Raw genomic sequence first — 21,236 nt, 5'->3', positions numbered from 1 at the left:
AGGGGATTTATCCCCGATGGGTCGCGAAGCGGCCCCAGGATTCTGCCTGAATAATCATGGGCCTGCTGCGCAGGCCATCGGGGATAAATCCCCTCGCCACAAGGTTTTGCATTCGCTTCAGAAGCGCGTGCTGATCCAGGAGACGATCAGGGCCAGCCCGAGGCAGGCAAAACCGAAGCGGTAGAAAAAGCGGTTCATGCGCAACGTCGCCCAATCCAGAATCGGTTCGGCGTTGGGTTGGGCCTGGCGTTGCGCGGCGATGCTGGCCATGGCGCGTTGTTCACGACGGCGGGTCGCGTGCAGCAGCCAACTGCCTGGAAAGGCCAGTGCCAGTGCCAGCAGGTTGATCAATTTGGCGGGATGGGCGGTAAACAGCGTCATCAAGTGCAGCGACATCACAGACCTCGGAACTGAATCGGTGTGGCAGGCGCCAGATCGACGACCGCGGCGCGGATTCTACCGAAACACGCCTCCACTACCCTACCCTTTGCGACAAATAACCTGACAATCGACCGATGGCTGCCCTGTGTCACGGCATCGTCATTTACATCGGCCACCATGCGCGCCTCGAAACACACATGGAACGCGACATGCTTCACGCCGAAAACCAGGATCGCCTGTACCTCATCACCCCGACCGACGAACAACAGAGCCTCGTCGGCAGTCTTGCCTTCAATGTTCAGGATCGCCACTGGCTGGTGTATTGCGCCCTCGGCGGGCATCAGCATGCGGATTTGCCGGAGACGGATTTGCTGACGGGTGTCAGCGTGCTTGATTTTTATTCCCAAGCAGCCTGAAAAGTAAAAGCTCCCTCACCCTAACCCTCTCCCGGAGGGAGAGGGGACTGACCGAGTTGTTTATTCGAGGTGCATCGACCTGAAAACTCCAGGTGAACGCCGGTTCTGAAAAGCCCCCGATCGGCTCCCTTCCCCCTCGCCCCCCTGGGGGAGAGGGCTGGGGTGAGGGGGTACGATTCCATGCCCCACAAAAAAGCCCGGAGCCATCACTGGCGCCGGGCTTTTTCACATCAACCGCACAGCTTACTCGGCGAGGATCTGACCCACGGTCGGGTCCTTGAACAGACGGGTCAAGGCATCGCTCAACACGTCGCTGACCAGCTTGGTGTTGGTTTCCTGGTTCGGCGCCATGCCGAAGCGCTGGTCCAGCGAAGCACCGTAGCGCCCGCTGTAGCGACGGTTGCCGCTCTGCACGTCGGAGCGGAAGGTCGCGCCGATGGTGGCTTCGGTCACGTACATGCCTTCTTTCGGCGACTGGTACTTCAGCTCGGTCAGGGTCACGGTCAGTTGCGGCGCGTTCATCCCGTTGCTGGTCGGGGTGAAGCCGAGTAGACGTACGGCGGCTTCAGCCTGCGCCTGCAACTTGGGCAGGATCTGCTCACGCTGCACGGTGATCGCGCTGGTTTCCGGGTACAGGCCGCCGCGGGTGCCGAGGGTTGGCGACGGACGACCGTCAACCACACGCACCACCACTTGCTGGCCATGGCCGACCGGGGCCAACTGCGTGGTCAGCTTCGGTTCCGGGCTCAGTTGTTGCGGGCTGTGGGCGCAGCCAACCAGGGTCAAACTGGTCACAGTGATCAAACCGAACAACAGGCGTTGCAACATGCTCTTTTCTCCAGAATCAGGCACAAACAGGCCGGCAGTATAGCGGTGGGCCACTGCGGGTCACCAGCACCCGACAGTGAATACTCAAATGTCTGACCCAGCCGTGGGAATGCGGTTCCTGTCACAGATTATTCACCGCCCATACACGTTGGCGTCACGGCCGCCCGGCAAGCTTCAAACCAGTCCTCCAACAAGGTACTCGGCCATGCGCTATCTGATCTCGTTGTTCGCCCCACGCCCACTGCACCGCAGCTTTGCCCTGCTCGACCGCAACGGTCATTGCCAGGCATTCAAACAGTGCAGCCTGCAACCGATGGGCGATGGTTGGGTGGAAATCGAAGAAATCCGCCTCAACTGGTTGCACCAGCCACTGCCCGCCAGCGCCCGCGTCATACCGTCGCAGCCCCGCGCACGCGTGCAAGCGATGTTGAGCATCTGACCGGATGCCTAATAAAAGTCATTAAACACGAGCAACTGCCCGCATTTCTTCGATACAATCTCCCCCCGATTATAAGGACGTCTCCTGATCGGGCCCCGCAACACCGTCAATGCGCATGCATCGACACCCAAATCGCCCACAGAGAGCCGCCCACACAGATCGAGTGAAGTTGGCGCGCTTGCCTGTTCTTCCGGCAAAAACCCCGCTTTTCGCGAATCTGCAGAGCTGTCATGACGCTCGGCCACCGCGTTGTTTTGCCCTTGCGGGCGGGGTGCCAGGCCTGGACAGCCCTTTTTTGAGGTTCACGTCTTCAAAAGAGCGTGAAAAAAACGGGTTTTCACAACTTCACAAGAGTGTGGCGAGCAAATGAAAAGTTTTGCGTCTGAACATGCACCATTAGCGTCTGAAACAGCCCAACGACACAGGACCGGGTATACCTCGAACATCGGAGCCTGAAGCCTGTCCGCTACGGATTTGGTTGCACAAAAACGGATGTCTCGACCATAAGTCGAATTGCCAGCCGCGTGCTGAAATGAGTTCATGGAGCTCTTGAAGCCAGGCCGCATGCATCCGTCGAAGTTGCGAAAAATTGCGAAGATTCGGACATGACGAACCTGACCATGGGTATCCGGGGCGCAACTGACCTGCCCCGTCACTCCCTGGCAGCCATGCCGACAATTTGGTGCTGCAGATTTTGGAGACGCGTTAAATGGCGCATAACGAAGCAGTCGACGTAGTTCTGGTTGGGGCGGGCATCATGAGTGCCACCCTGGCAGTACTGCTCAAAGAGCTCGACCCGGCGATCAAGCTGGAAGTCGTCGAGTTGATGGATTCCGGTGCTGCGGAGAGTTCCAACCCGTGGAACAACGCCGGTACCGGCCACGCCGGCCTGTGCGAGCTGAACTACACGCCGCAGGCAGCCGACGGCAGCGTCGATATCAAGAAAGCCGTGCACATCAACACCCAGTTCGAAGTGTCCAAACAGTTCTGGTCGTACCTGACCAAGAAAGGCACCTTCGGCTCGTGCAAATCCTTCATCAGCCCGGTGCCGCACCTGAGCTTCGTTCAGGGTGACAAAGGCGTGTCGTTCCTCAAGGAACGCTTCAACGTGCTGCACAAGCACCACGCCTTCTCCGACATGGAATACACCGAAGACAAGGCCAAGATGGCCGAGTGGATGCCGCTGATGATGCCGGGCCGCTCGCCGGATGAAGTCCTGGCCGCCACCCGCGTGATGAATGGCACCGACGTCAACTTCGGCGCCCTGACCAATCAGTTGCTCAAGCACCTGACCAGCGCACCGGACACCCAGGTCAAATACTGCAAGCGCGTCACCGGCCTCAAGCGTAACGGCGCCGGCTGGACCGTCAGCATCAAGGACGTCAACAGCGGCGCCAGCCGTGAAGTCGACGCCAAGTTCGTCTTCCTCGGCGCTGGCGGCGCGGCTCTGCCATTGCTGCAGGCTTCGGGCATCGAAGAAAGCAAAGGCTTCGGCGGCTTCCCGATCAGCGGGCAATGGCTGCGTTGCGACAACCCGGAAGTGGTCAAGCACCACCAGGCCAAGGTCTACAGCCAGGCGGCAGTCGGTTCGCCACCGATGTCGGTGCCGCACCTGGACACCCGTGTGGTCGATGGCAAGAAATCCCTGCTGTTCGGGCCATACGCCGGTTTCACCACCAAGTTCCTCAAGCACGGTTCCTTCATGGACCTGCCGCTGTCGGTTCGCGCCGGCAACATCGGCCCGATGCTGGCAGTGGCGAAGAACAACATGGATCTGACCAAATATCTGGTCAGCGAAGTGATGCAATCGATGGAGCAGCGTCTGGAATCCCTGCGCCGCTTCTACCCGGAGGCGAAAGCCGAGGACTGGCGCCTGGAAGTGGCCGGCCAACGGGTACAGATCATCAAGAAAGACCCGAAAAAGGGCGGCATCCTGCAATTCGGTACCGAACTGGTTGCGGCGAAAGACGGCTCCCTCGCCGCCCTGCTCGGCGCTTCGCCAGGTGCTTCGGTAACCGTTTCGATCATGCTCGAGCTGATCGAGAAATGCTTCCCGGCCAAGGCCAAGGGTGAGTGGGCGGCCAAACTGGCGGAGATCTTCCCGGCCCGCGAGAAGGTTCTGGAAACCGATGCTGCGCTGTATCGCAAGATCAACACGCAGAACAACATCGCGTTGGAACTGGTTGAAGAAAGCAGCGAGACCCCAAGCTTCGCTTGATCTTGCGACATAAAGAACGCCCCGTACTCAGTGAGTGCGGGGCGTTTTTTTTGCTGGGATAAAAACCAATACTGCTGGCTCACCAACACTTGTGGTGAGGGGATCTATCCCCGATCGGCTGCGCAGCAGTCGCAAAACCATTGATGCGATTTACCTGACACCCTTGCACTCAGGCTTCGGGGCCGCTACGCAGCCCATCGGGGATAAATCCCCTCGCCACAGATATCGGGTGATCTCAACCGCGAGCCTTGTCGATCAGCTCGATGTACTCGGCCGCGTTACGCTGATCCTTGATCAGCTCAACGAAGGTCTGACCGTGCTCGTCCTTGCCATCCACGTCATAACCGGCAGCCACGAAGAACGTCAGAAAGCGCTCGAAATCGTCGATGCGCAGGCCACGGTAGGCCTTGATCAGTTTGTGCAGCGACGGCGAAGTGGCGTCGACCGGTTCAAAATCGAGGAACAGCTTGATCTGCTCATCGCCGATCTCGTCACCAATCACCTGTTTCTTATCTTTACGCATTGCCGACTCCAGCTCGCAGACATTACACGGGGCGGGCAGTTTACCCCTGCCCTGCCACCAGGCTCAACGCGCACGAACGGCCCCGGTGTGCAGATCGGCCCAGATGTGGCCGTTGGCATAACTGAGGAACTGTACATACACCGTGTCGTTGCGCAGCAAATCGATCACCACCCGGTACTGGGCCAACGGGTAGAACAGAGTCAGGGTCTTGCTCTTGTCGTCGTAAACCGGTTTTTTCAGGCTTTTGCTTTCGCCGTCGAAATTGATCAACACCTGAGTGATGGTCGCCCCCTTGTTCAGCGACTTGCCCTTGAGGCGGATCATCAGCGGCGACGTGACCGGAATCGGCTGCTGATTGGACTGGCGTTGTGCGCCGACCACCACCGAATAATCGGTGACCTGCAGCAGTTGTTGCTGCTCGGGTTCGGCACCGCGCAGGGTCTGGTCGTCCGGCGGCAGGAATTGACTGTGCATCGGTGCCGGGGCGGCGGCCAAGGGCAGGCTGAGGGTCAGCAACAGGGCGACAATGCTGCGGATCAAGAGGCTCATGGCAGGCTCCGGGGGCGGGGCCGAGCACTCTAGCATGGGTGTAGCAGATGGATCAGCACACACAAAACAACTGTAGGAGTGAGCCTGCTCGCGATAGCGTCGTATCAGTCAACATCAACATTGCTGACAGATCGCTATCGCGAGCAGGCTCACTCCTACAGGGGATAGTGCAGGGTTCTTACATGCCTTTAACGGCAAAGATCCCGTTGGCGTTGCGCCAGTAACCTTTGTAGTCCATGCCGTAACCGAAGATGTAGCGGTCAATGCACGGCAGGCCGACGAAGTCTGCCTTCAGATCAGGACGCGCCTTGCGGTCGTGATCCTTGTCGATCAGCACGGCGGTGTGCACTTTGCGCGCGCCGGCGTGTTTGCAGAAGTCGATGATCGCGCCCAGGGTGTGACCTTCGTCGAGGATGTCGTCGATGATCAGCACGTCGCGGTCGATGAACGAGACTTCCGGCTTGGCTTTCCAGAACAGGTCGCCGCCGCTGGTTTCGTTGCGATAACGGGTCGCGTGCAGGTAGGACGCTTCCAGCGGGAATTGCAGGTGAGTCAGCAGTTTTCCGGAGAAGATCAGGCCGCCGTTCATCACGCAGAACACCACCGGGTTGCTGTCGGCCAGTTGTTCGTTGATTTGTGCACCGACGCGGGCGATGGCGGCCTCGACTTCAGATTCGGTGTACAGGCAGTCAGCCTCTCGCATGATTTGACGGATATGCTCGAGATCAGCGGACATGGCGCTCTCCAGGGGGATGTTTTCGGAAAAGCGGGCAAAGGTACGCATCCCGTGAGGTCGAATCAAGCCTTAATGGACTAACGTACTCAATGTCCTATAGGACATCACCCTCGGATAGATTAATCTAGGCCGGTTTTTTTGCCCGCCGCCGGAGTTTTTCCATGCCCATCCTCGAGATCCGCCACCCGCTGATCCGCCATAAACTCGGCCTGATGCGCCGCGCCGATATCAGCACCAAGAATTTCCGTGAGCTTGCTCAGGAAGTCGGCGCCCTGTTGACCTATGAAGCTACAAAAGATCTGCCGCTCGAATCCTACGATATCGCAGGTTGGTGCGGCACTGTGTCGGTAGAGAAAATCGCCGGCAAGAAGATCACCGTCGTGCCGATCCTGCGCGCCGGCATCGGCATGCTCGAAGGCGTGCTGAGCCTGATCCCGGGTGCCAAGGTTTCCGCTGTGGGCGTTGCCCGCAATGAAGAAACCCTGCAAGCGCACACTTATCTGGAAAAACTGGTTCCGGAAATCGACGAACGGCTGGCGATGATCATCGACCCGATGCTCGCCACCGGCAGCTCCATGGTCGCGACCATCGATCTGCTGAAAAAAGCCGGTTGCAAGGACATCCGCGCAATGGTGCTGGTGGCCGCGCCGGAAGGCATTGCCGCTGTGGAACAGGCTCACCCAGACGTGACCATCTACACCGCTTCCATCGATGAGCGTCTGAACGAACACGGTTACATCATCCCAGGGCTTGGCGATGCCGGTGACAAGATCTTCGGTACCAAGCAGAAGGACGCGTGAGCATGCAGCAAGAGTTCAACGATCCGCTCTGGCGCACGGTGCTGTCCGGCGCCCAGATGCTGTTCGTGGCTTTCGGCGCCCTGGTGCTGATGCCGCTGATCACCGGGCTTGACCCGAACGTGGCACTGTTCACCGCGGGTCTGGGGACGATTCTGTTCCAGATCGTCACCGGGCGTCAGGTGCCGGTATTCCTTGCATCAAGCTTTGCCTTCATCACCCCGATCATTCTCGCCAAGGGCCAGTTCGGCCTCGCCGCGACCATGGGCGGCGTGATGGCAGCCGGTTTCGTCTACACCTTCCTCGGCCTCGCCGTGAAAATCAAAGGCACCGGTTTCATTGACCGTCTGCTGCCGCCAGTGGTGATTGGCCCGGTGATCATCTCCATCGGTCTGGCCATGGCGCCGATTGCCGCGAACATGGCGATGGGCAAGGCGGGTGACGGTTCCGAGCTGATCCACTACCAGACCGCGATGATGATCTCGATGCCGGCCCTGCTGACCACGTTGATCGTGGCGGTGTTCGGTAAAGGCATCTTCCGTCTAGTGCCGATCATTTCCGGCGTGCTGGTCGGTTTTGCCATGTCGTTCTATTTCGGCGTGGTCGATACCGCGAAGATTGCGGCGGCGCCATGGTTCGCCCTGCCGCACTTCACCGCTCCGGAGTTCAACTGGCAGGCGATCCTGTTCATCGTTCCGGTGGCGCTGGCTCCGGCCATCGAGCACATCGGCGGAGTGATCGCGGTGGGTAGCGTGACTGGTCGTGACTATCTGAAGAAACCGGGCCTGCATCGCACCCTGCTCGGCGACGGCATCGCCACCACGGCGGCCGGTCTGTTTGGCGGCCCGCCGAACACCACCTACGCCGAAGTGACCGGCGCGGTGATGTTGACCAAGAACTACAACCCGAAAATCATGACCTGGGCGGCGATCTTCGCCATCACCCTGGCGTTCATCGGCAAGTTCGGCGCGCTGCTGCAAAGCATTCCGGTGCCGGTGATGGGCGGGATTCTGTGCCTGCTGTTCGGCTCGATCGCGGCGGTGGGGATGAACACCCTGATCCGTCACAAGATCGACCTCGGTGAGGCGCGCAATCTGGTGATCGTGTCGGTGACCCTGGTGTTCGGTATCGGCGGTGTGCTGGTCGGCACCGGCACTGGCCCGGACGACTTCGGCCTCAAAGGCATCGCGCTGTGCGCGGTGGTGGCGATTGCGCTGAACCTGATTCTGCCGGGCAATGATGGCTGGAAGAACAAGAAGGCCGATGAGCCGCTGATTTAAGGGTCTGGATCCTTGTTGTCTGACAGATAGCTTTCGCGAGCAAGCCCGCTCCCACATTTGATCTTCAGCGCACCGTAGATCAAATGTGGGAGCGGGCTTGCTCGCGAAGCTTTTGGCTTTAAAGCGCCAGCGGCGCTCGTTCACACAGGGTTGCCAACGCCTTCGCCCATTGCGGGTCATCATTCAGGCACGGCACCAGCACCAACTCCTCGCCCCCCGCTTCGCGGAACTGTTCCTTGCCGCGATCACCGATCTCTTCCAGCGTCTCGATGCAATCGGCGACAAACGCCGGGCACATCACCAGAATCTTCTTCACCCCGCTTTGCGCCAGCTCGTCCAGCCGCGCTTCAGTGTAGGGTTCGATCCACTTCGCCCGCCCCAGACGCGACTGAAACGACACCGACCATTTGCCATCGGCAATGCCCGCGCGCTTGGCGAACTCTGCGGCGGTGCGCATGCACTGGGCGCGGTAACAGGTGGCCAGCACGGCCGGCGAAGCGTTCTTGCAGCAATCCGCGTTTTTCAAGCAGTGATTGCCAGTCGGATCGAGCTTGGTCAGGTGCCGCTCCGGCAAGCCATGGAAGCTCAACAGCAAGTGATCGTAGTCCTGCTGCAAATGCGGGGTAGCGCTGGCGACCAGCGCGTCGATGTACTCAGGCTGATCGTAAAACGGTTGCAGCACCGAGAGTTTTACATCGAGCTTCTTCTCGCGAATCACCCGCTTGGCTTCTTCGATCACCGTGGTCGTGGTGCTGTCAGCGAACTGTGGATAAAGCGGTGCCAGCGTGATGCGCTTGTGCCCCGCCGCCACCAGTTGCAGCAACCTGGTTTCAATCGACGGCTCGCCGTAACGCATGGCCAGTTCCACCGGGCCGTGGGTCCACTGGGTGGTCATCTGCTGCTGCAGACGACGGCTGAGCACCACCAGCGGCGAGCCCTCCTCCCACCAGATCGAAGCGTAGGCATGGGCCGATTGCTCGGGGCGCTTGATCAGGATCAGCGACACCAACAGCCGCCGCACCGGCCACGGCAGGTCGATCACATACGGGTCCATCAGAAATTGATTGAGGTAGCTGCGTACATCGGCCACCGAGGTGGAGGCCGGGGAACCCAGGTTGACCAGAAGCAAGGCGTGATCGGTCATGCATCGTCCTATTTCAAAGGCGGCCGGAGAGATCATCCAAAGCCGCGCGCAAATCCGTGAACTGGAAAGTGAAACCCGCTTCCAGCAAGCGTGCCGGCACGGCCCGTTGGCCACCCAGCAACAGCAATGACATTTCGCCAAGCCCGACCTTCAGCGCCAGGGCCGGCATCGGCATGAACGCCGGGCGGTGCAGTACGCTGCCCAGCGTCTTGGCAAACTCGCGATTGCGCACCGGTTTCGGTGCGCACGCATTATAAGGACCGCTCGCCTGATCGCGGTGCAGAAGAAAATCAATCAGGGCGATTTGATCATCGATGTGAATCCACGGCATCCACTGCCGACCATTGCCCAGCGGCCCACCCAACCCGAGTTTGAACGGCAGCAACAGCCGCGACAAAAAGCCGCCCTCGGCCGACAGCACCAGCCCGGTTCGCACCAGCACCACGCGGATGCCCTGACCTTCGGCACGCTGGGCGGTTTCCTCCCAGGCAATGCACAACTGACTGGCAAAATCGTCGATCACTGGCGGCGAATCTTCGGTCAGCTCGCGTTCGCCGCCGTCGCCGTACCAGCCAACAGCCGAACCGGAGATCAACAACGCCGGTTTCTGCTGCCGTGTTTCCAGCCAGGCCAGCAGGGTTTCGGTGAGGGTGATGCGGCTGCTCCACAGCAACGCCTTGCGCCGGTGGGTCCATGGCCGATCCGCGATCGGTGCACCGGCCAGGTTGACCACCGCGTCCAGCGGCTCGTTGCCGAAGTCTTCGAGACGCGCAATTGCACGCACCTGCGCGCCACAGATTTTCGCGACCTTTTCCGGGCGTCGACTCCACACCGTCAATTGATGGCCCTGCCCCGACCAGTGTCGGCAGAGCTGACGGCCTATCAAACCAGTACCGCCGGTCAGCAATATGCGCATGACTTCTTCCTCGCGTGGCGTTTTACCCGGATCACTAGTCTATTTTTATAAGCAGGGATCATTTCTATCGGGCAGGCTCTATTGTTTAACCATAGGCCAAGCTGTCAGAACGAGAACGCTAGAAGTTATACCAAAAAACAAAATTGTACAGGTTTCATTGACGGCGTAGTCTGTACAGAAAGGTAAACGAGGCCCCTATGACTGTACCTATCGCAATCATCGGCACCGGCATCGCCGGACTCTCCGCCGCGCAGGCGCTGACAGAGGCCGGACACACCGTCCAGCTCTTCGACAAAAGCCGCGGCAGTGGCGGACGCATGTCGAGCAAACGCAGCGACGCCGGTTCGCTGGACATGGGCGCGCAATACTTCACCGCCCGCGACCGGCGTTTCGTCACCGAGGTGCAACGCTGGCAGAGCTTGGGCTGGGTCGCCGAGTGGACGCCGCAGCTCTACACCTTTCAGGGCGGGCAACTGAATCTGTCGCCGGACGAACAGACGCGCTGGGTCGGCACGCCACGCATGAGCGCGATCACCCGGGGTTTGCTCGACGGTCTGGAAGTGCACTTCGCCTGCCGCATCACCGAAGTCTTTCGCGGTGAAGAACACTGGCACCTGCAGGACGCCGAAGGCTTCACCCACGGTCCCTTCAGTCACGTGGTGATTGCGACGCCAGCGCCGCAAGCCACGGCGTTGCTGGCTGCGGCACCGAAACTGGCCGGTGCGGCCACCGGGGTAAAAATGGACCCGACCTGGGCCGTCGCCCTCGCCTTCGATACGCCACTGGATACGCCGATCGAAGGTTGCTTCGTGCAGGACAGCCCCATCGACTGGCTGGCACGCAACCGCAGTAAACCGGGGCGCGATACCATGTGCGACACCTGGGTGCTGCACGCCAGCAGCGCCTGGAGTCGGCAACACATCGACCTGTCCAAGGAAGCGGTCATCGAGCAACTGCACGGTGCATTCGCCGAACTGCTGCACAGCGCGATGCCCGCTCCGACTTTCAGCCTCGCCCACCGCTGGCTCTACGCACGCCCTGCGACCGGCCACGAATGGGGCACGCTGGCCGACGCCGATCTGGGCTTGTACGCCTGCGGCGACTGGTGCCTGTCGGGGCGTGTCGAAGGGGCCTGGCTCAGTGGCCAGGAAGCTGCACGCCGCTTGCACGAACACCTGCAATGAATCGCATCAATCCGCAAAAATTGCTGCTGTCGAAGTGGACAGCAGCCCACCCGCAAAACCGCGAAAAACATTTTCTGGTCACCGAACTGTTCCGGGATGAGGAAGGCACGGTGCTGGAGATTGAGTTGCAGGCGGTGCTGACCAAGCGCGCCGAACGCCTCGATTGGCAGACGTTGAAGAACAACGATCACTGGTTACTGGGCTGGCAATAAAGATCCTGTAGGAGTGAGCCTGCTCGCGATGGCGTCGCATCATTCAACATCAATGCTGCCTCCCACAGTCGATCGTGGTAAACCTGGAAAAACTTATACAAATGAGTTGACTTGTACACGCATGAATCTATGCTGAGGAAAAGTTGTACAGAGATAAATATCTGTACAGGAATAGATTCGAGGTGTGCATGTCCGATCTTTCTGCTTCCCGGCCCAAAATCGCCATCAGCGCCTGCCTGATGGGCGCCGAAGTGCGCTACAACGGCGGGCACAAGGAATCGCGGTTGTGCAGCCGCACCCTTGCCGAGTATTTCGAATTCGTGCCGGTATGTCCGGAAGTCGCGATTGGCCTGGGCATCCCGCGCGAACCGATCCGCCTGGTTGGCGATCCCGATGCTCCTGAAGCTATCGGTACGGTCAATCCGCAAATCAATGTCACCGAACCACTGGCAGCCTACGGGCAGAAAATGGCCGGCGAGCTCAATGACATCTGCGGCTATATCTTCATGCAGCAGTCGCCTTCGTGCGGTCTGGAGCGGGTCAAGGTCTATCACGCCAACGGCGCGCCGGTGAACGGCGGCGGCCGTGGCATCTACGCTCAGGCGTTCTGTGCGCAGCACCCTGACCTGCCGGTGGAAGAAGCCGGACGCCTGAACGATCCGGTGTTGCGGGAAAACTTCATCACCCGCGTGCTCGCCTACAGCGCCTGGCAGCAGGTGCTCGAACAAGGCTTGAGCCGCCGCGCACTGACCGAATTCCACTCACGCTACAAATACCTGCTGATGGCACACAACCCTGAGCAATACAAAGCCTTGGGCAAACTGCTGGGCAACATGGCCAAGACCGATCCGGTCGAACTCGGCCCGCGCTATTTCAGCGAGTTGATGAGCGCGTTGAAGAAATGCGCTACCCGCCGCACCCACAGCAACGTGCTGCAACACATCAGCGGCTACCTGAAACAGGCGATCAGCCCGGAAGACAAACAGGAAATGCAGCATGTCATCGGCCAGTACCGCCACGGCATCGTGCCGCTGGTGGTGCCATTGACTCTGCTCAAACACCACTTTCGCCAACACCCGGATCCGTACATTGCGCGGCAGGTTTACTTGCAGCCGCATCCGGAAAACCTCAGCCTGCGAAACGCCATTTGATGAACGACAAACTCGACACCAGCGCCCAGGAAGACCTCGGCGCCGACTTCAAGAAAGCCCTCGACGAGGGCTGGCTGCCGATCCGCGAAGTGGCGCGGCAGACCGGGGTCAACGCCATCACCCTGCGCGCCTGGGAGCGCCGTTACGGGTTGATCGTGCCGCAGCGCACGCCCAAGGGCCATCGCCTGTATTCCAGCGAACATGTGCAACGAATCCTGACCATCCTGACCTGGCTTAACCGCGGCGTGGCCGTCAGTCAGGTCAAACCGTTGCTCGATGCTCCGCAAGCCTTTACCGAGACGGTGGAAAACGACTGGCAACGGCAGCGCCAGTCCTTGCTCGGCGCCGTCATCCAGCTCAATGAGCGCAACCTCGACGACAGCATCAACCAGGCCATGGCCCTGTACCCGCCACGCACCCTGTGCGAGCAATTGCTCCTGCCGCTGCTGGCCGAACTCGAGCAGCGCTGGCAAGGCCAGTTCGGCGCACAGATGGAACGGGTGTTCTTTTATTCCTGGTTACGCAGCAAATTCGGCGCGCGCATCTACCATAACAATCGGCAATTACACGCTGCGCCGTTGCTGCTGATCAATCACTCGGACCTGGCACTGGAACCTCACCTGTGGCTATGCGCGTGGCTGATCAGCAGTGCCGACTGCCCGGTGCAAGTGTTCGACTGGCCGCTACCGGCCGGAGAACTGGCGCTCGCGGTCGATCATCTGCAAGCGCGGGGAGTGCTGCTGTATTCCAGCAAGGCGATGAATCTGGCGCAGCTGCCAAAACTGCTGAATGGCATCGGCACTGCAAAAATGCTCGTCGGACCAACGGTATGCATCCACCAGACCGAGTTGTCCGTAAGAACCCCTGAGATCGCTGATCTGATCCTGGCCGAAGACCCGCTCTCGGCACATCAGGAACTGGTTCAGCGTGGGCTGATTTAATGGAAACCGCCATGCAATTGATCTGGCTGCGCAGCGACTTGCGCCAACATGACAACACCGCCCTCGCGGCCGCCGCAGCGCGCGGTCCGACGGTTGCCGTGTATCTGTTGAGCCCGCAGCAATGGCTGGAACATGACGACGCCGCGTGCAAGGTCGACTTCTGGCTGCGCAACCTGCGTGAGCTGAGCAGTCGCCTCGGCGAGCTGAACATCCCGTTGCTGCTGCGCACCGCCAATCATTGGGATCAGGCCCCGGCGGTGCTGCTCGAACTTTGTGTGCAATTGAATATTCAAGCTGTGCACGTCAACGAAGAATATGGCATCCACGAAAGCCAGCGCGACGCCGCGGTGGCGGTGGCCCTGAAGACCAAAGGCATCGCTTTCCACAGCTACCTTGACCAACTGCTGTTCAAGCCCGGCACGGTACTGACCAAAACCGAAACCTACTTTCAGGTGTTCAGCCAGTTCCGCAAGGTCTGCTATGAACGCCTGCACCGCTCGATGCCGGTGCTGGTCAAGACGCCCGGCAAACAGGCAAAGCTGAACATCGACAGCGATCCGGTGCCGGCATCCGTCGCCGGTTTTGCAACGCCGAGCGAGTCTTTGCGCACACTGTGGCCGGCCGGCGAACAGGAAGCCCGGCGCCGTCTCGACACCTTCGCCGACGCGCAGATCGACTACTACCAGAGCGAACGCGACTTCCCGGCCAAACCCGGCACCAGTCAACTTTCCGCGTACCTCGCCGCCGGGGTGATTTCGCCGCGCCAATGCCTGCATGCGGCCTTGCAAAGCAATCAGGGCGAGTTCGACAGCGGCAAGGTCGGCGCGGTGACCTGGATCAACGAGCTGCTGTGGCGCGAGTTCTACAAACACATTCTGGTGGGCTACCCACGGGTTTCGCGCCACCGCGCATTTCGCCCGGAAACCGAAGCCTTGGCCTGGCGTGATGCGCCGGACGATTTGGCGGCCTGGCAAGAGGCGCGTACCGGTTTGCCGATCATCGATGCGGCCATGCGCCAACTGCTGGAAACCGGCTGGATGCACAACCGTCTGCGGATGATTGTGGCGATGTTCCTGACCAAGAATCTGCTGATCGACTGGCGTGAAGGCGAGCGCTTTTTCATGCGCCACCTGATCGACGGCGATCTGGCGGCGAACAACGGTGGCTGGCAATGGAGTTCTTCGACCGGCACCGATTCGGCGCCGTACTTCCGCATCTTCAATCCGCTGAGTCAATCGGAAAAATTCGACAGCGAAGGCCTGTTCATCAAGCACTGGCTGCCTGAACTGGCCGGCCTGAACAAGAAGGAAGTACACAACCCGGCCAGCGCCGGCGGACTGTTCGGCGTGGCGGATTATCCGGCGCCGATCGTCAATCTCGGGGCTTCGCGCGAACGCGCGCTGGCGGCGTTCAAGAACCTGCCGTCGCGCTCGTCTATGGAAGAAGTTCATGAGTGAATTCCTGCGCCGCTTCGCCCGCCAGTTCGCCGAGTTGAACAAAGACAACTTGCAACGTCTGGGCGAGCTGTACAGCGATGACATTCACTTCACCGACCCGCTGCATGAAGTGCAGGGGCTGGTGCAACTGCGCCATTACTTCAGCGAGCTGTACGCCAACGTCAGCGAGCTGCGCTTCGATTTCCACGGCTTCGACCAGATCGCTGACGGTGAAGGTTACCTGCGCTGGGTCATGAGTTACCGCCACCCGCGTCTGGCCGGTGGTCAATTAATTCGCGTCGCCGGGTGTTCGCACCTGCTGTGGCGGGACAAGGTTTATCGCCACCGGGATTATTTCGATGCCGGGGCCATGCTGTATGAACATTTACCCGTATTGGGCCGGGTGATCGCCTGGTTGAAAAGGAGAATGGGATGAGTCGTACACCTCCACGGCGTTATTGGCTGACCGGTGCCAGCAGTGGCATCGGCGCAGCACTGGCTGAAGACATTCTGAAAAGCGGCGCGCATCTGGCTGTAAGCTCGCGTCAGGTGGCACCGCTCAAAGTGCTGTCGCAACGCTACCCGGGGCAAGTGCTGGTGGTGGCCGGCGACCTGACCAACAGTCAGACCGTGCGCGAAATCGGCCAGCAGATCGAACAGGCCTGGGGCTCGCTGGACAGCGTGATTCTCAATGCCGGCACCTGCGAGTACGTCGATGCGCGACAGTTCGATGCCTCGATCATCGAACACGTGGTGCGCACCAACCTGCTCGCCAGCAGCTACTGCATCGAAGCAGCCCTGCCGTTGCTGCGCAAAGGCACCGCGCCGCATCTGATCGGCATGGCCAGTTCCGTGACCTACCTGCCGCTGCCCCGAGCCGAAGCCTACGGCGCGTCGAAAGCAGGGCTGCGCTATCTGTTCGAATCGCTGCGGATCGACCTGGCCGTCGAGGGCATCGATGTCACCATCATCAGCCCGGGTTTTGTCGAAACCCCGCTGACCGCCAAGAACGACTTCCCGATGCCGTTGAGCTGGCCTGTGGATAAAGCGGCGCGGCACATCTTCGCCAAGCTCAAGGATCGTCCGCTGGAGATCGCCTTTCCGGCACTGTTCATGGCGGCGCTGTGGCCACTGTCGAAGCTGCCGGCGCGCCTGCAACTGGCGATCGGCAAGCGCATGGTGCGCAGCAACCCACCGCTGCGGGACCCGATATGAAGATTGCCATTGTCGGCAGCGGAATCGCCGGCCTGACCTGCGCCCACCTGCTCAATCGCCGACACGACATCATGGTGTTCGAGGCCAGCGACTGGGTCGGCGGTCACACGCATACCGTGCAGGTGACCGTCGATGGCCGCGAATACGCCGTGGACACTGGGTTCATCGTGTTCAACGACTGGACCTATCCGAACTTCATTCGATTGCTTGGCCAGATCGGCGTGTCGTTCAAACCGACGGAAATGAGCTTCTCGGTCACCGACCCGGACACCGGTCTGGAATACAACGGCAACAACCTCAACAGCCTCTTCGCCCAGCGCAGCAACCTGCTGTCCCCGGGGTTCTGGGGCATGTTGCGCGACATTCTGCGCTTCAATAAAGAAGCCCAGCGCGACCTCGCCGAACAGCGCATTGCCGCCGATACCACGCTCGACGATTACCTCAAGGCTGGCGGTTATGGCGAACGTTTCATCCTGCATTACATCGTGCCGATGGGCTCGGCGATCTGGTCGATGCCGATGGCCGAGATGCTCAATTTCCCGCTGCAATTCTTTGTGCGCTTCTTCAAGAATCATGGCCTGCTGTCAGTCAGTGATCGCCCGCAATGGCAGGTGATCGAGGGCGGCTCCAGTGCCTATGTCGCGCCACTGACCGCAGCGTTCCAGGACAAGATCCGCCTCAGTTGCCCGGTGACGCGCATCGATCGCGATGAACACGGCGTGGTTATCCACAGCCCGGCCGGCATCGAGCGTTTCGACAAAGTCGTGCTTGCCTGCCACAGCGACCAGGCTCTGCAATTGCTTGGCACGCCAAGCCAGGCGGAACGCTCGATCCTCGGCGCCCTGCCCTATGCCGATAACGAAGTTGTGCTGCATACCGATACCCGTCTGCTGCCGACCCGCAAACTGGCGTGGGCCAGCTGGAATTATCGCTTGAGCGGCGCCGGCCATACCCACGCGGCCGTTACTTACGACATGAACATCCTGCAGGGTATTCAGAGCGACACTACGTTCTGCGTCAGCCTCAATCAGAGCGCCGGGATCAGCCCGTTCAAGGTGCTCGCCAAATACACCTACGCCCACCCGCAATTCAGCCTCGCGGCGGTAGCGGCGCAAAACCGCTGGGCCGAACTCGACGGTCAGCAGCACACCCATTATTGCGGCGCCTACTGGGCCAACGGCTTTCATGAGGACGGCGTGGTCAGCGCGTTGCGCGTGGCCGCCGCGTTCGGGGAAAGCTTATGAACAGCGCCCTGTACAGCGGCTGGATTGGCCATCGGCGCTTTTCGCCCAGACGCCACGAATTCCGTTACCGGATCGGTCTGTTGTACCTCGATCTGGCGGAACAGGACGCCGTGTTCGAAATGTCACCGTTTGCCAGTCGCAGCCGCTTTGCACCGTTTTCGTTTCGCGAAACCGACTACCTGAAAACCTTTACCGGCAGCGGCATGCGCCTGATCGATGCGGTACGCCAGCAAGTCGGCGTCGCCATCGGCCATCAACCGCAGGGTTCGATCTGCCTGCTGACCCAACCGCGCAGTTGGGGTCTGGCGTTCAATCCGGTGAGTTTCTTTTATTGCCACGAGGCCGACGGGCAACTGGCGGCGATTCTCTGCGAAGTCACCAACACGCCGTGGTGCGAGCGTTATCACTACGTGCTGCCGGCCCGCACACCGACCGACCTGCAAGACTTTCACCAGCACTTCGCCGTGGCCAAGGCCTTTCATGTCTCGCCGTTTTTGCCGCGTGACCTCGAGTACCGCATGAGCTTCAGCCCGGCTGCGCAAAATCTCGGCGTGCACATGGCCGACTGGCAGGGTGAGCACAAGCTGTTCGACGCCAAGCTCAATCTGCAGCGCGAACCCCTCGACCGCCACAGCCTGCACCGCTACTTGCGACGTTTTCCGTGGATGACCGCGAAAACCTGTCTGGCGATTTACTGGCAAGCCGTGCGCCTGTTGCTCAAGCGTGCTCCGATTTTTGCTCATCAGGCTGCCGACGGCAGCTTTCAGATCGCCACTGTGCCTCCCAAGGAGCACCACCATGAAATCCTCTAGCCTGTCGGTCAGTCGCTTCAGCACCAACGGTTTGACCGGTTCGCTGCTGCGTCGCGGCGTTTTGCGGCAACTCAGTCAGCTCAAACACGGGCAATTGCTGGTGGTCGAGGATGGCGAACGCCTGATGTTCGGCACACCGGGCAGCCACCTGCTCGGCGAAATCCATGTGCAGGATGCAGCGGTGTGGGGCATGGTCGCCGGCAACGGATCGATTGGTGCCGGCGAAGCGTTTATCCACGGTTACTGGAGTTCACCGGACCTGACGGCGGTCGTGCGCGTGTTCGTCAGCAACCTCGACGTGCTCGACGCCATGGAGCGCGGTCTGGCCCGCCTCAGCCGGCCGCTGGTGCAAGGCCTGCACTGGCTCAACCGCAACACGCGCAAGGGGTCGCAGAAAAACATCGCGGCGCACTATGACCTCGGCAACGACCTGTTCGAACAGTTTCTCGACCCGACCATGATGTATTCGGCGGCGCAGTTCCTCAGCCCCGACGACAGCCTGGAACAGGCTCAGTTGAACAAGCTGGAACGGATCTGCCAGAAGCTCGCGCTCAAACCCGAAGATCACCTGCTGGAGATCGGCACCGGTTGGGGCAGCATGGCGCTGTACGCCGCGCAGCAATACGGCTGCCGTGTCACCACCACGACGCTGTCGAAAGAGCAGTACGCGTTTACCGCCAGGCGCATTGAAGCACTGGGGTTGCAGGATCGGGTAACGCTGCTGCTCACCGACTACCGCGACCTCACCGGCGAATACGACAAACTGGTGTCGATCGAGATGATCGAAGCGGTCGGTCACCGCTTCCTGCCCACCTATTTCAAGCAATGCGCGCACCTGCTCAAGAGCAACGGCCTGATGCTGTTGCAGGCGATCACCATCCGCGAGCAGCGCTACGAGCAGGCCAAGCGCGGCGTCGACTTCATCCAGCGCTACATCTTCCCCGGCGGCGCCCTGCCCTGCGTGCAGAAGATGCTCGAAGTGGTCAGCCGCGAGACCGATATGAACCTGCTGCACATGGAAGATTTCGGCCTGCACTACGCCCGCACCCTGCGCCTGTGGCACGAAAACTTTCGCCGCGCCCATGGCCGTTTGAGCGAGTTGGGTTACGACGATTACTTCCTGCGACTGTGGGAGTTTTACCTGTGCTACTGCGAGGGCGGGTTTCTGGAGCGCACCATCGGCACCGCGCAACTGCTGCTGGCCAAACCGGCCGCGATGCCGGCGCCGTTGCTCGGACGCTTCGATGCTTGAGCGGCTGACCAATGCCGTGCTGTTCCAGGTCGGCTGGCTGGCCTGTGTCATCGGCGGCGACAGTCTGTGGCTGCTGCTGGCGCTGGCGGTGCTGGTGGTCCATTTTGGTTGGATCAGCAGTTGGGCGGAGGAAGGTCGCCTGATCCTCAGCGTGGTGCTTGTCGGTACAGCCGTAGACAGTCTGTTGCGCGCTGCCGGCGTGTTCGAATTCCAGGACCTGTCGCCACTGATTCCGCTGTGGCTGATGCTGCTCTGGGCCTTGCTCGCGACCACGTTGCGTCACTGTCTGCAATGGAGCGCCCGCCCGTGGTGGCTGACCAGCGTGCTCGGCGCGGTGGGCGGCGCCGTGTCCTATTACGGCGGCGGACGTTTGGCCGGCGTGCAATTTCCTTACGGTGAAGTGCCGACCCTGATCGGCATCGGCCTGCTGTGGACGCTGCTGTTTCCGCTGCTGCATGCCATGGCACGGCGCCTGAGCCACTGAGCGTCTGTCAGGCCTTTCACACAGCAACCGGTGGCTGCCTTACACTGCGCAGCATGAAAACCATTCCCCACCAGCAAATCACCGAGCCAGCGGTCACCTGTTCGACCTGCGCAGCGTGCTGTTGCCAGCTCGAAGTGATGCTGATCACCGACACCGGCGTACCTGAACGCTTTATCGATACCGATGAGTGGGGTGGTGAAGTGATGCTGCGGCTGGACGACGGCTGGTGTGCGGCGCTGGATCGCGACAGCATGATGTGCACGATCTATGAGAAACGTCCGCTGATCTGTCGCGAATTCGAGATGGGTGCACCGGAGTGCATTGAAGAACGCAAAGGCATTGCCACTGCTTACCGCTGATTTCAACAGCAGCTCAAAACCAATGTGGGAGCGGGCTTGCTCGCGAATGCGGTGTGTCAGTCAATTCTGTTGTCGACTGACACACCGCATTCGCGAGCAAGCCCGCTCCCACAAAGATTTGTGCAAGCTGCAGTTACAGCGGCATCGTGTAATGCAGCGCGTAGCTTTCTACACCGTCGTTGCTGCTGGCCAGGCCGGCGTTGGAATAGTGCGTCGCCCGAATCCCCACTTCATGCCCGCCATTGAAGCGCAGACCAAAACCGATACGGTCTTCGAACTGGAAAGAGCCGCCGATGTTGTTGCTTTCATATTTGGTGTTGGAGAACGCTGCGACACCAATGCCCGCTTCAACATACGGCTTGACCGACTGACCGGCAAACTCGTAAACGAACACCGGCGAGAACGACAGGCTGTTGTTGCTGGAAGTCTTGTCACCTTCCCAGTAAGTGTAAGCGCCGCTCCAGTAACCGGTCAGGCGACCGACATCACTTTGCAGCCAGCTCTTGTCCCAATCGAAATTCATGCCCAGGCGATAAGTCATGGTCGAATCGCTGGTCGCACCCACTGCAAATTCAACACCTGCAGCTTGCGCGGTAATACTTTGCCCCATCAGTGCGGCCGCAATCGCGGCCAAGCAGAATAGTCGCTTCACTTTGAAACTTCCTTTTCCGGAACGATCGTTTGGTTTTCTAGATAACTCATCGCTATAGAAGCTAGCG

General features: G+C 60.2%; 25 protein-coding genes. 17 read left to right on the top strand and 8 right to left on the bottom strand.

The window, feature by feature from the left end:
- Positions 1 to 117 precede the first annotated feature (117 nt).
- Positions 118 to 396: a hypothetical protein gene (locus tag KCG87_RS16235; protein WP_007967709.1), complete on the bottom strand. Its 279-nt coding sequence runs from the start codon at positions 394 to 396 to the stop codon at positions 118 to 120.
- A gap of 194 nt (positions 397 to 590) precedes the next feature.
- Here KCG87_RS16235 and KCG87_RS16230 point away from each other — a divergent pair, with 194 nt between their 5' ends.
- Positions 591 to 797 (top strand): hypothetical protein, encoded by a 207-nt coding sequence (locus KCG87_RS16230; RefSeq protein ID WP_027612213.1) that lies wholly within the window; start codon positions 591 to 593, stop codon positions 795 to 797.
- A 243-nt stretch (positions 798 to 1,040) separates the two neighbouring features.
- Here KCG87_RS16230 and KCG87_RS16225 read toward each other — a convergent pair whose 3' ends face one another.
- Positions 1,041 to 1,625, bottom strand: a complete 585-nt coding sequence (locus tag KCG87_RS16225; protein ID WP_003228101.1) for a YajG family lipoprotein — start codon at positions 1,623 to 1,625, stop codon at positions 1,041 to 1,043.
- Positions 1,626 to 1,830: 205 nt separating this feature from the next.
- Between KCG87_RS16225 and KCG87_RS16220 the strand changes: the two genes are divergently transcribed.
- Both KCG87_RS16220 and mqo read left to right on the top strand, forming a co-directional pair.
- Positions 1,831 to 2,064, top strand: a complete 234-nt coding sequence (locus KCG87_RS16220) for a hypothetical protein (protein WP_003228102.1) — start codon at positions 1,831 to 1,833, stop codon at positions 2,062 to 2,064.
- Positions 2,065 to 2,773: 709 nt separating this feature from the next.
- Entirely contained in the window at positions 2,774 to 4,282 is a 1,509-nt protein-coding gene (gene mqo / locus KCG87_RS16215; RefSeq protein ID WP_027612214.1) for a malate dehydrogenase (quinone), read from the top strand.
- Positions 4,283 to 4,517: 235 nt separating this feature from the next.
- Here the strand turns inward: mqo and KCG87_RS16210 are convergent, their stop codons facing one another.
- The 3 genes from KCG87_RS16210 to KCG87_RS16200 form a co-directional block, all read right to left on the bottom strand.
- Positions 4,518 to 4,805, bottom strand: a complete 288-nt coding sequence (locus tag KCG87_RS16210) for a PA4642 family protein (RefSeq protein ID WP_134787316.1) — start codon at positions 4,803 to 4,805, stop codon at positions 4,518 to 4,520.
- A 63-nt stretch (positions 4,806 to 4,868) separates the two neighbouring features.
- Positions 4,869 to 5,354 (bottom strand): hypothetical protein, encoded by a 486-nt coding sequence (locus tag KCG87_RS16205; protein ID WP_210558555.1) that lies wholly within the window; start codon positions 5,352 to 5,354, stop codon positions 4,869 to 4,871.
- A gap of 178 nt (positions 5,355 to 5,532) precedes the next feature.
- Positions 5,533 to 6,090, bottom strand: coding sequence for a hypoxanthine-guanine phosphoribosyltransferase (locus tag KCG87_RS16200; RefSeq protein ID WP_016987197.1), 558 nt, complete (start codon positions 6,088 to 6,090; stop codon positions 5,533 to 5,535).
- Between the two features lie 161 nt (positions 6,091 to 6,251).
- Here KCG87_RS16200 and upp point away from each other — a divergent pair, with 161 nt between their 5' ends.
- Both upp and KCG87_RS16190 read left to right on the top strand, forming a co-directional pair.
- The gene (gene upp, locus KCG87_RS16195; RefSeq protein ID WP_003228118.1) at positions 6,252 to 6,890 is read left to right on the top strand and encodes a uracil phosphoribosyltransferase; all 639 of its coding nucleotides are present in this window, start codon (positions 6,252 to 6,254) and stop codon (positions 6,888 to 6,890) included.
- Between the two features lie 2 nt (positions 6,891 to 6,892).
- Positions 6,893 to 8,167: a uracil-xanthine permease family protein gene (locus KCG87_RS16190; RefSeq protein WP_003228120.1), complete on the top strand. Its 1,275-nt coding sequence runs from the start codon at positions 6,893 to 6,895 to the stop codon at positions 8,165 to 8,167.
- Between the two features lie 118 nt (positions 8,168 to 8,285).
- Here the strand turns inward: KCG87_RS16190 and hemH are convergent, their stop codons facing one another.
- Entirely contained in the window at positions 8,286 to 9,311 is a 1,026-nt protein-coding gene (gene hemH / locus KCG87_RS16185) for a ferrochelatase (RefSeq protein ID WP_098965564.1), read from the bottom strand.
- Positions 9,312 to 9,324: 13 nt separating this feature from the next.
- On the bottom strand, positions 9,325 to 10,227 hold the full coding sequence (locus KCG87_RS16180) for a TIGR01777 family oxidoreductase (RefSeq protein ID WP_115988916.1): 903 nt from the start codon (positions 10,225 to 10,227) through the stop codon (positions 9,325 to 9,327).
- Positions 10,228 to 10,424: 197 nt separating this feature from the next.
- Here KCG87_RS16180 and KCG87_RS16175 point away from each other — a divergent pair, with 197 nt between their 5' ends.
- The 12 genes from KCG87_RS16175 to KCG87_RS16120 all read left to right on the top strand — a co-directional run bounded on the left by KCG87_RS16175 (position 10,425) and on the right by KCG87_RS16120 (position 20,517).
- On the top strand, positions 10,425 to 11,411 hold the full coding sequence (locus KCG87_RS16175) for an FAD-dependent oxidoreductase (protein ID WP_210558556.1): 987 nt from the start codon (positions 10,425 to 10,427) through the stop codon (positions 11,409 to 11,411).
- Positions 11,408 to 11,623, top strand: coding sequence for a TIGR02450 family Trp-rich protein (locus KCG87_RS16170; protein ID WP_027612220.1), 216 nt, complete (start codon positions 11,408 to 11,410; stop codon positions 11,621 to 11,623). Before KCG87_RS16175 ends, KCG87_RS16170 begins: the two co-directional genes overlap by 4 nt.
- A gap of 188 nt (positions 11,624 to 11,811) precedes the next feature.
- A complete protein-coding gene (locus tag KCG87_RS16165; protein WP_027612221.1) occupies positions 11,812 to 12,774 on the top strand; it encodes a DUF523 and DUF1722 domain-containing protein in 963 nt (320 codons plus the stop codon).
- Positions 12,774 to 13,715 carry a MerR family transcriptional regulator gene (locus tag KCG87_RS16160; RefSeq protein ID WP_096797277.1) on the top strand — a complete coding sequence of 314 codons (942 nt, stop codon included), beginning with the start codon at positions 12,774 to 12,776 and terminating at the stop codon, positions 13,713 to 13,715. Before KCG87_RS16165 ends, KCG87_RS16160 begins: the two co-directional genes overlap by 1 nt.
- An 11-nt stretch (positions 13,716 to 13,726) precedes the next feature.
- On the top strand, positions 13,727 to 15,172 hold the full coding sequence (gene phrB, locus KCG87_RS16155) for a deoxyribodipyrimidine photo-lyase (protein ID WP_210558557.1): 1,446 nt from the start codon (positions 13,727 to 13,729) through the stop codon (positions 15,170 to 15,172).
- Entirely contained in the window at positions 15,165 to 15,587 is a 423-nt protein-coding gene (locus KCG87_RS16150; RefSeq protein ID WP_027612224.1) for a nuclear transport factor 2 family protein, read from the top strand. Before phrB ends, KCG87_RS16150 begins: the two co-directional genes overlap by 8 nt.
- Positions 15,584 to 16,366 (top strand): SDR family NAD(P)-dependent oxidoreductase, encoded by a 783-nt coding sequence (locus KCG87_RS16145; RefSeq protein WP_095136816.1) that lies wholly within the window; start codon positions 15,584 to 15,586, stop codon positions 16,364 to 16,366. The genes KCG87_RS16150 and KCG87_RS16145 overlap by 4 nt, the downstream gene beginning before the upstream one ends.
- On the top strand, positions 16,363 to 17,610 hold the full coding sequence (locus KCG87_RS16140; protein ID WP_134787318.1) for an FAD-dependent oxidoreductase: 1,248 nt from the start codon (positions 16,363 to 16,365) through the stop codon (positions 17,608 to 17,610). The genes KCG87_RS16145 and KCG87_RS16140 overlap by 4 nt, the downstream gene beginning before the upstream one ends.
- The gene (locus KCG87_RS16135; protein ID WP_210558558.1) at positions 17,607 to 18,422 is read left to right on the top strand and encodes a DUF1365 domain-containing protein; all 816 of its coding nucleotides are present in this window, start codon (positions 17,607 to 17,609) and stop codon (positions 18,420 to 18,422) included. Before KCG87_RS16140 ends, KCG87_RS16135 begins: the two co-directional genes overlap by 4 nt.
- The gene (locus KCG87_RS16130) at positions 18,409 to 19,674 is read left to right on the top strand and encodes a cyclopropane-fatty-acyl-phospholipid synthase family protein (RefSeq protein ID WP_134787320.1); all 1,266 of its coding nucleotides are present in this window, start codon (positions 18,409 to 18,411) and stop codon (positions 19,672 to 19,674) included. The genes KCG87_RS16135 and KCG87_RS16130 overlap by 14 nt, the downstream gene beginning before the upstream one ends.
- Positions 19,667 to 20,158 (top strand): DUF2878 domain-containing protein, encoded by a 492-nt coding sequence (locus KCG87_RS16125; protein WP_210558559.1) that lies wholly within the window; start codon positions 19,667 to 19,669, stop codon positions 20,156 to 20,158. The genes KCG87_RS16130 and KCG87_RS16125 overlap by 8 nt, the downstream gene beginning before the upstream one ends.
- Before the next feature lie 53 nt (positions 20,159 to 20,211).
- Positions 20,212 to 20,517, top strand: coding sequence for a YkgJ family cysteine cluster protein (locus KCG87_RS16120; RefSeq protein ID WP_007967664.1), 306 nt, complete (start codon positions 20,212 to 20,214; stop codon positions 20,515 to 20,517).
- Between the two features lie 133 nt (positions 20,518 to 20,650).
- Here KCG87_RS16120 and KCG87_RS16115 read toward each other — a convergent pair whose 3' ends face one another.
- Positions 20,651 to 21,169, bottom strand: coding sequence for an acyloxyacyl hydrolase (locus KCG87_RS16115; RefSeq protein WP_027612230.1), 519 nt, complete (start codon positions 21,167 to 21,169; stop codon positions 20,651 to 20,653).
- Positions 21,170 to 21,236: the final 67 nt, after the last annotated feature.

The organism is Pseudomonas sp. MWU347, from assembly GCF_017947305.1.
Classification (GTDB): domain Bacteria; phylum Pseudomonadota; class Gammaproteobacteria; order Pseudomonadales; family Pseudomonadaceae; genus Aquipseudomonas; species Aquipseudomonas putida_A.
This window is presented reverse-complemented; position numbering and strand designations above follow the sequence as displayed.